The organism is Nocardia spumae (assembly GCF_020733635.1).
In the GTDB taxonomy this organism is placed as follows: Bacteria; Actinomycetota; Actinomycetes; order Mycobacteriales; family Mycobacteriaceae; genus Nocardia; species Nocardia spumae.
Genome location: NZ_JAJFZL010000001.1, coordinates 4637770 through 4651488 on the forward strand (window position 1 = coordinate 4637770; position 13719 = coordinate 4651488).

The following is a 13719-nucleotide window of genomic DNA, read 5'->3' on the forward strand; positions in this document are numbered from 1 at the left end:
CCCGCGGACAGTAGCGGTGCGGGTGGGGAGTTGACACAGTGGTGGGGTGGGAATCTACAGCGATCGAATCCTGCCGCGATTGATCGACCGGGTCTGCGGCATCCGGGCCAACGACCGGCTGCGCGCGCGGGTGTGCGACGGGCTCAGCGGCCGGGTGCTGGAGATCGGGTTCGGATCGGGGCGCAACGTGCCGTTCTATCCCAGCGGGGTGAGCCGGGTCAGCGCCGTCGAGCCGGCGGATGTGGGCTGGCGGCTGGCCGCGGGCCGGGTGGCGCAGTCCCCGGTGCCGGTGGAGCGGGCCGGACTCGACGGGCAGTCGCTGCCGTTCGCGGACAACAGTTTCGACAGCGCGTTGTCGACGTGGACACTGTGCACGATCCCCGACCTCACGCTCGCGCTGCGGGAGGTACGGCGAGTTCTGGTGCCGGGCGGCACCTTTCACTTCCTCGAACACGGCATGGCGCCGGACGCGGCGGTACGCCGGTGGCAGGACCGCCTGGATCCCGTACAACAGGTGATCGCCGGTGGATGTCACCTGAACCGCGATATCCGCGGGCTGGTGGAGGACGCCGGATTCGAGATCACCGAGGTGGATCGCTTCTACGAGGAGCGGGCACCGAAATTCCTTGCCGCACAGTCACTCGGGGTCGCCGTATCACCCTGAGCGGGTCGCGGATCAGCTCGGCACGACCGAGCGCGCCGGGCGCCGGGTCCGGCGCAGCGCGTCCACGGTGAACACCGCCAGAGCCGTCCAGATCAGCGCGAACCCGATCCAGCGCGAGGCCGGCATCGGCTCGTGACCGACCAGCACACCCCACGCCAATTGCAGTGCGGGCGTGAGATATTGCAGCAGCCCCATGGTCGACAGCGCCACCCGGGACGCGGCGAAAGCGAACAGCAGCAGCGGGATCAGGGTCACCGGGCCGGTCGCGATCAGCAGTGCGGTGTGCCCGGCGCCGTGCCCGAATTCGGCCTGTCCGCGCCATCCCAGCACGATCGCGGCGACCAGTGCGAACGGTGCCGAGACCAGCCCCTCCGCCGCGACGCTGCGCATCGGATCGAGCCGGATCACCTTCTTGACCAGACCGTAGGTCGCGAACGAGCAGGCCAGCACGAGCGCGATCACCGGCGGCTTGCCATAGTCGACGGTCAGCACCAGCACCGCCGTCGCCCCCAGACCCAGCGCCACCCATTGCGGCCACCGCAGCCGCTCCCGGAACAGCACCACCCCGAACAGCACGGTCACCAGCGGATTGATGAAGTATCCGAGGGCGCACTCGACGACGTGGCCGGAGGTCACACCGTAGACGTAGGTACCCCAGTTGATCGAGATGGCCGCCGCCGCGACCGCCGCGAGCCGCCAGGTGCGGCCGTCGATCGTCCGCAACTCGCCCCATCGTCCCGCCGCCAGCAACAGGCCCAGCACCAGCACGAGAGTCCACAGAATCCGCTGGACCAGGATCTCGATCGGATTCGCGAAGTCCACCAGCCCGAAGAACGCCGGGAACATGCCCCAGATCAGGTACGCGCCGGCACCGACGGCGACCCCGCGACCGGCGATCGACCGTTGCCGCGCCCCGGAGGTGTCCACGACACCCGGACGTTCCTGCGCACTCCGCACCGATCCACGCACCCACACTCCGCGCACGCTACTTCCGTTCGGCAATACCTGTCGAGCGGGTTTCGGTGCGGTCCCGGACACAGCGCCCGCGGCGCTCTCACCGGGCGGTCGGGAGCACCTCCCCGTGCGGCAACCGGACGACACCGTCGAGATAGCGATGGCAGCGGCCGGTCAGCAGCACCCGCGCACCGGTCACGGTGCAGTGCAGCCGGCCGGTCCGGGCGGACAGCTGGCGCGCGGACAGCTCCCGGCGTCCGAGGTCGCGGGCCCACAGGGGCGCGAGCTGGGCGTGCGCGGAGCCGGTCACCGGATCCTCGTCGACACCGACCCCCGGGGCGAAGAACCGGGATACGAAGTCGCTGTGGTCACCCGGTGCGGTGAGGATCACCCCGCGGGGCAACGGCGGGAAGGCCGCGAAATTCGGGCGGGCCCGGCGCACCTCGGCTTCGGTGGCCACCATCACCACCTCGTCCTGGCCGGTCAGCACCCGCACCGGCCGCACCCCGAGCGCGGTGATCAGATCCGGATCCGGGACCGCGTCGGTGGATTCGACCGCCGGCAGATCCAGCACCAGCTCGTCACCGCTGCGGTCGACGCCGAGCCAGCCGCTGCGGGTGTAGAAATGCAGGCGGTCGGCGCCCGGATGCATATCGTCGAAGATCTGCGCGGCAGCGGCGAGGGTGGCGTGCCCGCACAGATCGACCTCGGTGGCCGGGGTGAACCAGCGCAACCAGAAGGCCGGGCCGTCGCCGTAGGGCAGGCCCGCCTCCGGCGGCAATGCCGATGTGTAGAAGGCGGTCTCGGACAGATGATTCTCTTCCGCCAGCCGCTGGAGTAGCTCGTCGGGCAACCACGCCAGCAGCGGCATCACCGCCGCCGGGTTACCCGTGAAGGGCGCATCGGCGAACGCGTCGATCTGATGCAGCAGGACCTCCATAGAGCCGAAGGTACCCGCGTTCCGAATCGATGCGCGGCACAACGATGTTCACGGCGCGCCATACCATGCGACCAGTTGACGCGCCGTCATCCCTTCCGGCTCAGTGATTTCGGCCCGGCTCCTCGGGGAAGAGATGGCGCTGTTCCCCGGTCACCATGGCCGTGACCCACCACGCCACCTCGACCAGCACGATGCCGATGGCCCCGCAGACGAACGCCGCACCGGTCAGGGTGGCGTTGGACGGGTCGAGCTTGAAGAAGTGCCGGGTGAACGGCACCGTGAACAGGATCAGATAGCCCGCGATCGATCCGGCGATCAGCAGGATCTTCCACCAGTTCCACGGCCGCGCCACGATCGCCAGTACCCATACCGCGATCACCAGCAGCGTGATCAGCGCCGTGGTCCCCGTCTGCACCGATCGCGCTTCCTCGTCCAGGCTCTGGTCGGCGCTCCAGTAGGCGATCAGGTAGGCGATGAAGGTCATCACCCCGATCACCGTTCCCGACGGCACCGCCAGGCGCAGCACCCGCCGGACGAAACCCGTTCGCGCCCTTTCGTTGTTGGGTGCCAGCGACAGGATGAAGGCCGGGATGCCGATGGTGAACCAGGCCGCGATGGTGACGTGGCGGGGCAGGAACGGATACGACAGCGGCGCGTAATGGAAGATCTGCGAACCGATTCCGGCCACCCCCACCAGGAAGGCCAGCAGCACCGAGTACACGGTCTTGGTCAGGAACAGATTCGAGACCCGTTCGATATTGCCGATCACCCGCCGGCCCTCACCCACCACGTACGGCAGGGTGGCGAAACGGTTGTCCAGCAGGACGATCTGCGCGACCGCGCGGGTGGCCGGGCTGCCAGAGCCCATCGCCACACCGATATCGGCATCCTTGAGCGCCAGGACGTCGTTGACGCCGTCACCGGTCATCGCGACGGTGTGCCCGCGCGACTGCAGCGCACTCACCATCGCGCGCTTCTGATCCGGGCGCACCCGGCCGAAAGTGGTCTCACGGTCCAGCACATCGGCCAATTCGTCCTGTCCGGACGGCAACCGCCGGGCATCGACCGCGTGCTCGCCACCGGTCAGTCCGAGCGAGGAGGCCACCGCGCCGACCGAGACCGCGTTGTCGCCCGAGATCACCTTGATCGAAACATCCTGATCGGCAAAGTAATCCAAGGTCTCGCGGGCATCGGGGCGCACCTTCTGTTCCAGCACGACCAGCGCCTGCGGGCGCACCGTGCCCGGTGCGGCGGGATCGTCCACCGGGCGATCCGAGGAGGCCAGCAGCAGCACCCGCAGCCCCTGCGCGCCGATGTCCTGCGCGGTGGCGGCGATATCGGAGCCGGAGTCGAGCAGGACATCCGGCGCGCCGAGCAACCAGTTGCCGTGCTCACCGTAGGAGATACCGCTCCACTTCTTGGCCGAGCTGAACGGCGCCACCCCGGTCGCGGACCAGTCCGGATCCTCGGTCATCGCCTCGGCGATGGCCAGCACGCTGGCGTTGGGGCGCGGATCGTCGTGGGCGAGGGCGGCCAGCACCGCGTGCAACTGCCGCTCGGGCACATCGCCGACGACCCGCAGCTCCGACAGCCGCATGCCGTTCTCGGTGAGCGTGCCCGTCTTGTCCGCGCAGACCACATCCACGCGGGCCAGCCCCTCGATCGCCGGCAATTCCTGGACCAGGCACTGACGCTGTCCCAGCCGCACCACGCCGACAGCGAAGGCGATCGAGGTCATCAGCACCAGCCCCTCGGGCACCATCGGCACCAGGGCGGCGACCATCCCGTTGAGTGCCTGCCGCCAGGACTCGTGGCTGGAGAACAGCTGGTTGTAGATGGTCACCAGACCGGCCGGGATCAGCAGGTAGGTGATGACCTTCAAGATCGTGTCGATACCGCTGCGCAACTCGGAATCGACCAGCGTGAACTTCGAGGCCTCATCGGCCAGTTGCGCGGCGTAGGCGTCCTTGCCGACCTTGGTCGCCCGGTACGCGCCCGATCCGGCGACCACGTAGCTGCCGGACATGACCTTCGCGCCGACGGCCTTGTCGATCGGATCGGCCTCACCGGTCAGCAACGATTCGTCGACCTCGAGCAGTTCGCATTCGACGACCTCACCGTCGACCACGATCTGATCGCCGGGCCCCAGCTCGATCACGTCGTCGAGCACCACGTCCTGGGGACCGATCTCGGCCGCGGCGCCGTCACGGCGCACCACCGGTTTGGCCTGACCGACGATGGCGAGCTTGTCGAGGGTGCGCTTGGCCCGCAATTCCTGCACGATGCCGACCACACTGTTGGCCACGATCAGCAGGCCGAACATGCCGTCGATGATCGATCCGGTGGCCAGGACCAGCACGAACAGCACACCGAGGATGGCGTTGATGCGGGTGAGGACATTGGCCCGGACGATGTCGGCAACCGAGCGGCTCGCCCGATCCGGCACATCGTTGGTTTGCCCGTCACGAACGCGCTGTGCGACCTCGGCCGCGGTCAGACCCGGTGCGCGCGCTTGCTGCTCGGTGATCGACATGTCCGACAGCCTAGAGCGTTTCCGACGAATCGGACCGGACCCGGTGGCGAGGCCGAATGCGGGCAACCGGCCGGCACACGCACCCCGGCCCGGCTCAGCGATCGACGATCCGGCGGGTCAGCGCGACCAGGTCCGCACCCCCCAGCCGCGGATACCCGTGCAGCAGCGCCACCCACTGCGGCGGGATGGCCGAGGCGCCCCAGCGGGCACCGGCCAGCCCGCCCGCGATCGCGGCCGTGGTGTCGGTATCGCCGCCGGCGCGCACCGCGGCCTCGAGTGCGCCGGGCAGCGACTCGGTGTGGGTGATCGCCCACCACGCGGTCTGCAGCGCGTGCACCACCCAGCCGTTCTTCGGGAAATCCGCCGGGCTGCCGGATTCGGCCCGGTCCAGCAGATCGGCCCAGAAATCGGCGTCGACGAGAGCCAGCCCGTCCCGCACACCGTCGTAGGTACCGTGGAGCACCGCGTGCCGGATCGCCCAGGACCACAGCACGCAGGCCTCTCCCGCTCGCTCATCGCTGTGGGTCAGCTCGCTGACCGCACGCGCCGCGGCGGCGCAGTTGCCCGGATCGTCGAGATAGCACAGCGCGACCGGAGCGGTGCGCATGAGCGAGCCGTTGCCGCCGGTGAGTCCGTCGAGTTCGAAGGAGCGCCGACGCATATCGGCGGCGCCGGCGCTGCGCCACTGCAGGATCTGGCTGGTCTGGTAGCCCACATCCTTGGGGCGGGTATCCCACCAGCGCACGAACTCCCGGGCCACCGCATCCAGTCCCGCGTCGTGGTGCAGTGTCCCGTGCTCGGCCGCGGCGAGGGCGACTCCGACGGCCATCGCGGTGTCGTCGGTCCACTCCCCCGGTTCCCAGCGCGGCGATCCGCCGCCCCGCATCTCGATCACCGAATCCGGTGCCGGATAAGTGAATTCGTAGCCCGCGCCGAGTGCGTCACCGGCGGCGGTCCCCAGCAGCACCCCCGTCGCCCGATCCCGCTGGTCCGCATCCCATTCCACCGGCACGATCCTCTCCCCTCGCTGACGCCTGCGCCGATTATCGCCCGTGGCGCCCCCAGCTCCCCCCGTCGCACCCGTCAGCGATCCGGAATCGCACCGTCATCGGGCCCCGGCGTCACGGTATCGGTCTGTTCGGGAAGCAACGGCAGCACCGCGAACGCGCCGGCGGCGGCATCGGGCGGCAAGGCCTGCACACTGCGGACCGCACTGTGTGCCGCCAGTGCGCGCAACTGCGCCAGGGTGCCGCGCACCACCAGATTCACCGCGCACGGACATCCGGCGCGCAGGCGGGCGGCCAGGACCGCGGCGATACGCCGCGACCGATCGTCGTCGGCCTGAACATGATCCATCGCACCGGCGGCCGCCGCCTGCGCCGCGCGCGCCGCGGCGGCGCCGGCCGGCACCGGAACCGTGATCACCGGCGTATACACCCGATCGATCGGCACGTGATAGAGCAGTTGCGAGATCCGCGGTCCCGCGACCACGTCGACGACATCGTCGGTGCCGAGCCCGGTCCGCAACGTCACCAGCGCCCAGCGTGCTGCGGCGTCATCACCGGACAGCGATTCGCGCGCACGGTCGAGGTAATCCGCGACCGGCTCCCCGGAATCGGGTCCGAGCCGGTCGGTGCCGAGCACCGACGGCCGCGGCGGCCGGGCCCAGCCGAGTACGACGACCGTGATCAGCAGCGCCACCACGACCACGAATCCGGCCGCGGCCCACCACCTCCCGCGCGCTGTCACCGTCCTCGCCACCACCGGTCAGACCGCGCGCAGGACATCCAGCGCATGTGTCAGGTCGTCGGGATATTCGCTGGTGATCTCGATCCAGCGCCCGTCGGCCGGATGGGCGAAGCCCAGACTGCGCGCATGCAGCCACTGCCGCTGCAGGCCCAGCCGGTCGGCCAGCCGCGGATCGGCGCCGTAGGTCAGATCACCGCAGCAGGGGTGGCGGATCGCGGAGAAGTGCACTCGGATCTGGTGGGTGCGACCGGTTTCGAGATGGATGTCGAGCAGACTCGCGGCCTGGAAGGCCTCGACCGTGTCGTAGTGGGTGACACTGGGCCGGCCGTCGGCGGTGACGGCGAATTTCCAGTCGTTGCCGCGGGCGCGGCCGATCGGCGCGTCGATGGTGCCGCTGGAGGGATCGGGATGCCCCTGCACCAGCGCGTGATAGCGCTTGTCCACGGTGCGCTGCTTGAACGCCCGCTTGAGCATGGTGTAGGCGTGCTCGGACTGGGCCACCACCATGACCCCGGAGGTCCCGACGTCGAGCCGGTGCACGATGCCCTGGCGTTCGTGCGCGCCGGAGGTCGAGATGCGGTATCCCATCGCGGCCAGCCCGCCGACGACGGTCGGTCCGGACCATCCGACGCCGGTGTGCGCGGCGACCCCGACCGGTTTGTCGACGGCGACGATATCGTCGTCGGCGTAGAGGATGTTCATGCCCTCGACCGGGGTGGCCTCGACCGTCAGTTCCCGCTTGGGTTCGGGGAACTCCACCTCCAGCCAGGCGCCGGCCACGAGCCGATCGGATTTTCCGGCCGCGACACCGTCGATCTGGACCGAGCCGTCCTCGGTGAGCGTGGCGACCGCGGTCCGCGACAGGCCCAGCAGGCGCGAGAGCCCCGCATCGACCCGCATACCGTCCAGACCGTCGGGAATCGGCATGGCGCGCGTCTCCCTCATGCGCCCGCCTCCTCGTCACCGTCGCTGTCACCGGAACGGGTGCCGTCGGGTTCGAAACCGAAGACCGTCAGCACGACCAGCAGAATCGCGCCGCAGACGATCGAGGAATCGGCGACGTTGAAGACCGGCCACCATTTCGTGACGGCGATGAAGTCGATCACGTGTCCCTGCAGTGGACCGGGCGAACGGAACAGCCGGTCCACCAGATTGCCGAGCGCGCCGCCCAGCACCAGGCCCAGGCCGACGGCCCAGCCCAGCGACCGCAGTGTGCGGCCGATCCGGATCACGCCGATGACCACCGCGACCGCGATCAGGGTCAGCAGCCAGGTCATCCCCGTGGCCATCGAGAAGGCCGCACCGGAATTGCGGATCAGCGTCAGCCGCACCAGGTCACCGATGATCGAAATCGGTTCCCCCGGCGTCATCTTCGCCACCACCAGTGCCTTGGTGCCCAGGTCGGCGAGCAGTACGACGGCCGCGATCGCCAGCAGCCACGGCAACCGGCGCGGGAAGGCCGAGGCGGCGCCCGTGGAACCGTCGGGCGTGTCGGAGCCGGGCTCGGCGACCTCGCCACCCGGCTCGGCCGCGTCCCCGCCGGGGCCGGCACCGGTTTCGCGGCCGCCGGATCCGCTGTCGTTCCGGTCCGCCGCGGTCTCGTGACCAGGGTCGTCGGAGTCTTCGAGGTGTTGCTCACGCGGCCGGTCCGTATTCACAGCTAGACATCATTCCTCATGCCGCCGGCATCCCGACGCGGTGCTGTCGCCCGGTGCCCGCGGGCGGGGTTGTCAAAGCTGTTTTTCAGGAACCGGTCGTACCCTGTTCGGCGTGACGGTGTTGTCTTCCCACTCCTGCGACTCGGTGACCGGTCCGCGCCCTCCGGGGGCGCCGGGCCGGCTCCCGAACCCGCGTACCGTGCGCTCGGGAGTGCTGTTGATGGTGCTCGCGGTCACCCTGTCCGCACTCGGCGTCGGTTGCGGTGACAGTACCGAGGCCACCAGTGACGCCGAGGTCGAACCGTCCGGGTTCGGCAAGGAGGTCACCATGCCGATCGCCGCGGCGGTCGCGACCGTGGTCGCGCCGGGCGAGGAGCCGCGCGCCCCGCTGCGACCGGCCGTGCCGCGCGGGACCACCCAGCAGGTGACGCTGCGGACCGATCACCACATCGACGAGCAGATCAACGATCAAGCGGTCCGGAGCTTCTCACCGGCCGCGGTGACGATCCCGCTCACCGCCGACGCGAGGTCCGACGGCGTCGATCTGGTACTCGGCACGGCCACCTCGACCGATCCGGGACTGGATCATCAGCTGCTCTCCGCCGACGGTTCCCACGCCGGACTCGAGTTCACCGAACTCGGTGCGATCACCGCACTGCGGATGGCGCCGGCGCCGTCCACTCCCGACGCCGCGCGCGCCGCCATCGAACAGGCCTTCTACCAAGCGGTCTACGAGGCGATCGCCTTCCCCCACGATCCGGTCGGCGAGGGCGCGGTGTGGACCGTGCATCAGCAGGTGTCGGGTCTGGTCCCGCTGGATCAGACGACGACCGCGACGCTCACCCGGCGCAACGGTAATCTGCTGACCATCGATCTCGACATCAGCCAAGCACCGAAATCGCCCACCTGGCAGCTGCCGAACAACTCCGGCGCCCTCGACATCGTCGATTACCTGATGCACGGCAGTGGCACCATCACCGTGGATCTCGGACTGCCGCTTCCGGTTTCGGGTGCGATCACCATCGGAGGCAACCAGTGCTACCGCGACCCGCACACCGATGTACTGGTGCGACAGGACGTCCGGACGCAGGTGCAATGGGGCGAATGACCCGAGCCGCCGTCGTGCTCGCGGGGGTCGTCGCCGGCGTGAGCGCATGCGGGAATCACGATCAGTCGTTGCCGGCGCTGCCCTCGACGGTGGCCGCGCCACCGATCACCGCTCCCGCGGTCACCGATTCCGAGGTGCTGCGCGCGCTGCTGCTGGGGCCGGCCGATATGCCCGCCGGTTTCACCCAGCTCGACGATGCCGCACCGGGCAACGGGCCCACCCCACAGGATCGCTCGCGCACCGAACCCGCCGAATGCGCGAAAGTGCTGGCGCCGGTGGCGGATCTGTACGCCGGGCCCACCGCCCGCAGCGCGGCCCACTACTCCTCCCCCAACTTCGCGAGTATCGATATCGATATCGCCAGTTACGCCGACGGTGGCGCGGCACAGGCCTTCTCCGCGGTCCAGAAACTGGCGCACGCCTGCGGTAGTTACTCCGGCACCGACGCCGACGGCACGTCGGTCTCCTACCGGCTGGGCGGGCTGTCCCAGCCCGCCGCCGGTGACGCCTCGACCTCGTTCCAGGTCCGCACCACCAGCGAAGGGATGTCGCTGTATTCGGCGGCGACCGTCGCGGTGGTGGGCAGCACTATCGTGCAGATCGCCGAAACCTCACCGGCACAGGTCGAGCCGAACGCACTGCGGGATCTCACCGATAAGCAGATCCGCCGGATGACCGGCGCCACCGGGCCCTAGAACTACACCTAGTTCGGTACCCGCCGCGGGATGCCGGCCGCGTCGGCTCGGCACCTCCGGGCGCCCGGCCTCACCCCCACGCGGTGTTGATGTGACCGGGATTCCACATCCCGCCGCGAGTCTCGCGAGTGACCGAGGGTACGGCCGCGGTCGCGGTGGTGTCGCGCGGCGTCAGCCGCTGCAACTCACCCCAGTCCCGGCGCCAGTCGTCCTTCAGGTAGGTGGCCAGCGTCTGCGAGCTCAGCAACTGCTGACTCCAGCCCAGCGGGCCACCGCCCTCGTGACTCTCCCACAGTGTGGTGTCGTGTGCGGCGGTCCGGTCGGGCAGGATCCGCCAGCCCGGGGCCTGCGCGATCCCGTCACGATGATCGTAGGGCCGCTGGCACGGGAACTGCAGTCCCACCGCCCAATCCAGGAGCACCGGGTTGTGCGAGCCGACCATGTCCTGCAGCGTGGTGGTGCGCGGAATCCGTGGCGGGGTCAGCGCCACCCACTGGTTCGGATCGCGGCTGGTGTCGTCGGCGACGACACGGATCACATCGGCCCGGGCCGGGATCTGATCCAGCGGCACTCGCAGATTCCGCCACGACGGGGACGGCCCGATATCCATCGGGACGACCGACCCCAGCGTCCGGGCGCCGGTCGGTGAATCGCTGGTGCCGTATTCGATTTCGACCTTCTGCCCGGGTGAGACGACGCCGTCCTTGTCGATGGAACGGATGCGCCCGGCCGCGGTGACCGCCACGATGCCGGTGCGCTCGGCCGGATCGGGCAGCCGGTACCAGCCGGTGGTCAGGTGCGCCGGATCCTGCTCACCGGCGGTGCCCAACTCGGGTGTGGTCCGCGAATCGAGGCCGAACGGCAGTGGCGCGCCGGCGGTCTGGGTACCGGCCTCGCTCTGGTTCTTACCGCTGTCGAAGGCGCTGGAGATACTGCTGCTGTTGGTCGGCTCGCCCTCGGGCGTCAGGTCACCGACACCGTTGGGCACGAATCCGGCGGCCCCCGCGGTGAACGCCGACTGGGGATCACCGGTGAGCGGCGCCAGCATCGACGCGTTCGGATCGGTTTCGACGAGGACGTCGTCGGCCAGCCCGCACGGCTCACCCAGCACCGCATCGATATTCGAGCGGGCCAGCGAGAACGCCGGGTACTGGGCGACGGCGCCCTTGGCGAACGAGGCCATCTCGAAGACCACCAGCAAAGCCGCGGCCACGGTCAGCGGCGGGATCTTCGCCCAGCGCCAGCCGATGCGCGAAACGCGGTGTGGCGTACCGGGTTCGGGAGCCCGCACATGCCACCATCCGGCCAGCGCGAGCAGCAGCACGGCGACCACCAGGAAGAGCTTGCTGAGTCCGAACCCGTGCACCGAGGGTGGCTTGTCCCACCACGGGATGCCGTAGCTGGAGACGTACCACCATTCGTTGACACTGGTGAAGATCTGCGCCATCACCAGTGCGACCACCGCGCCGAACAGCGCGCGGTTGCGTGGTGAGCGCATCACCCGCGGGCCGACGGCCACCGCGGTCAGCACCGCCACCGCCCCGGCGAGCCCGGCGTAGACGCCGTTGTGGTGGGTGAATTTGGTCGGTGTGGTGGCCATCAGCAGCATCGACGCGAACGTGATGCCGAGCAGACGCCGGGCGGGCCCGCCCGCGGTGAACGGAATCCGGCCGCCCTTGCGCAGCAGGACGAATACGCAGACCAGCAGGCCCAGCCACATCGCGACCATGCCGAAGCGGCGGCCGATCGAGCCGTCCGCGGTCGGCATGAACAGCCACTGATAGTTCAGATAGTCGTTGTACCAGGGGTCCGACGGCCCGACCGCGGTGTGCACACGCCGCATCTCGAACATCGCGGCCAGCGGCTGCACCGCGAACGCGAAAGCCAGCACCAGCGCTCCGGCGGCGGCCAGCGGCGCCAGGAGCGCACCGTAACCGCGCAGCACCGCCCACCGGGAGCGGCGCCCACCGGTGGCCGGATCGGCGGCCAGCTCACGCGCCCGCGCGCTACCGAAGCGGAAGACGGTGCGCATGCCCGCCAGCAGCGGCGCCACGCAGATCACACCCGAGGGCGCGGCCGTGAAACTGAAGGCCGCCACCAGGATCGCGATCGCGTACGGCAGCAACCGCCGGGTCGCGATCGCGCGTTCGACGAAACACCAGGTCAGCAGAACGCAGACCGCGATGACCGGCTCCGGCCGCAAGCCGTTGTTGTAGGGCAGCCACACCGCCAGGAAGATCAGCGCGCCGGTCCAGACCGCGACTCGGTCGTGGCGCACCGCCACCCCGAGCCGCGGGATCACCTCCCGGCTCAACGCCAGCCAGGTCACCACACCGGCCAGCAGCGTCGGTATCCGCATCCACGGACTGGCGGTGCTGATCTCGGTCATGTGGGCGATGATGTCGTACGGCGGTGTGCCGACCGGATTTTCGGGCACGCCGAAGAATCGGAAGTAGTTCGCCATATAGCCCGAGGCCAGTGACGCGCGCGCCATACCGAACTGATAACCGTCGTCGGAGGTGGTCGATCCGATGAAATGCCACACCACGAGGCTGCCGAGCACCACGGCGTCGACCACGCCGAACGACCACCACCGCTGCGGCAGCCAGCGCCGGACCCGGCGGCCGTCGAGCCGGTCCAGGCGGAACAGCGCGGCCAGCGCGATGAGGGTGAACACCACGGCCAGCACCGTGGCCACCCGCTTGATCATGGTGGGCACCACCGAGAATCGGCTGTCGACCTGGGCGGTGACGCTGGTCCCGGCCGCCGCGGTCAGATCGCTGTAGACGCCCACCAGCTGAGGACGCCAATCCCCCTGCAGTGTCACCGGTTTCACATCCGTGCCGGTGAAAGTCGCGGTGGTGTGCGAGATCTCGGAGTGCACCGTGAGGACGCAGCCGGCACCCAGCCGATCGACCGGCACACTGGCGAGGGACTGATTGCGCAGCACCGCCTCGAACTGCCCCGGTTTACCGTCGGTTCCGGGCCGCACCCGGGCGACGAAGCCGTACCTCTCCCGATCCGGTGCGCCCGCGGGCATCGTCGAGGTCAGCGTCGTGCCCTCGACGGGCAACTGCGATACCGCGGCGCACGGAACGGTGGCATCGAAGGTCAGCGGCGCGTACGACACCAGCGGGGCATCGATCCCGCGGGTCGATCCCCGCTGCGGCCACGACAGCGTGGTGTGGTCGACCTGGACCGGCAGCAGCGGCACCGCGATGGCGCACAGGGCGCCCAGCAGTCCGGCGATGAGTGCGATCGGCTGGGCCCAGCGAGCGAATCGTGACCGGTCGACCCGGTGTCCCTGTCCTGCAGCGGGCGCGTCGTCCGCCCTCACCATCGTGTCGGTCACGGACGCAGATGCTAGCGCGGGCCCCACGAGGCGAACGAAGTCGTCCGACCTTTCTCAGTCTTTGTT

11 protein-coding genes are annotated in these 13719 nt (G+C 69.6%); 3 read left to right on the forward strand and 8 right to left on the reverse strand.

All coding sequences use genetic code 11. The features are described from left to right. Positions 1–46: 46 nt before the first annotated feature. Positions 47–664 carry a class I SAM-dependent methyltransferase gene (locus LKD76_RS20705; RefSeq protein WP_227982967.1) on the forward strand — a complete coding sequence of 206 codons (618 nt, stop codon included), beginning with the start codon at positions 47–49 and terminating at the stop codon, positions 662–664. A gap of 12 nt (positions 665–676) precedes the next feature. Here the strand turns inward: LKD76_RS20705 and rarD are convergent, their stop codons facing one another. The 7 genes from rarD to lspA all read right to left on the reverse strand — a co-directional run bounded on the left by rarD (position 677) and on the right by lspA (position 8498). Continuing rightward, positions 677–1591 (reverse strand): EamA family transporter RarD, encoded by a 915-nt coding sequence (rarD, locus tag LKD76_RS20710; protein WP_372466001.1) that lies wholly within the window; start codon positions 1589–1591, stop codon positions 677–679. 127 nt (positions 1592–1718) lie between these two features. Further along, positions 1719–2558, reverse strand: coding sequence for a PhzF family phenazine biosynthesis protein (locus tag LKD76_RS20715; RefSeq protein ID WP_227982968.1), 840 nt, complete (start codon positions 2556–2558; stop codon positions 1719–1721). A gap of 100 nt (positions 2559–2658) precedes the next feature. Beyond that, positions 2659–5091, reverse strand: coding sequence for a cation-translocating P-type ATPase (locus LKD76_RS20720; RefSeq protein WP_227982969.1), 2433 nt, complete (start codon positions 5089–5091; stop codon positions 2659–2661). Between the two features lie 94 nt (positions 5092–5185). Further along, a complete protein-coding gene (locus tag LKD76_RS20725; RefSeq protein WP_227982970.1) occupies positions 5186–6097 on the reverse strand; it encodes an ADP-ribosylglycohydrolase family protein in 912 nt (303 codons plus the stop codon). Positions 6098–6174: 77 nt separating this feature from the next. Beyond that, positions 6175–6840 (reverse strand): hypothetical protein, encoded by a 666-nt coding sequence (locus LKD76_RS20730; RefSeq protein WP_227982971.1) that lies wholly within the window; start codon positions 6838–6840, stop codon positions 6175–6177. An 18-nt stretch (positions 6841–6858) separates the two neighbouring features. Next, positions 6859–7785 (reverse strand): RluA family pseudouridine synthase, encoded by a 927-nt coding sequence (locus tag LKD76_RS20735; protein WP_227982972.1) that lies wholly within the window; start codon positions 7783–7785, stop codon positions 6859–6861. Continuing rightward, positions 7782–8498, reverse strand: a complete 717-nt coding sequence (gene lspA / locus LKD76_RS20740) for a signal peptidase II (protein ID WP_227982973.1) — start codon at positions 8496–8498, stop codon at positions 7782–7784. The genes LKD76_RS20735 and lspA overlap by 4 nt, the downstream gene beginning before the upstream one ends. A gap of 112 nt (positions 8499–8610) precedes the next feature. Between lspA and LKD76_RS20745 the strand changes: the two genes are divergently transcribed. Both LKD76_RS20745 and LKD76_RS20750 read left to right on the forward strand, forming a co-directional pair. Continuing rightward, positions 8611–9606, forward strand: a complete 996-nt coding sequence (locus LKD76_RS20745) for a hypothetical protein (protein WP_372465902.1) — start codon at positions 8611–8613, stop codon at positions 9604–9606. Beyond that, positions 9603–10301: a hypothetical protein gene (locus LKD76_RS20750; protein ID WP_227982974.1), complete on the forward strand. Its 699-nt coding sequence runs from the start codon at positions 9603–9605 to the stop codon at positions 10299–10301. Before LKD76_RS20745 ends, LKD76_RS20750 begins: the two co-directional genes overlap by 4 nt. A gap of 70 nt (positions 10302–10371) precedes the next feature. Here LKD76_RS20750 and LKD76_RS20755 read toward each other — a convergent pair whose 3' ends face one another. Next, a complete protein-coding gene (locus LKD76_RS20755; protein ID WP_255661884.1) occupies positions 10372–13641 on the reverse strand; it encodes an arabinosyltransferase domain-containing protein in 3270 nt (1089 codons plus the stop codon). Between the last annotated feature and the right edge of the window lie 78 nt (positions 13642–13719).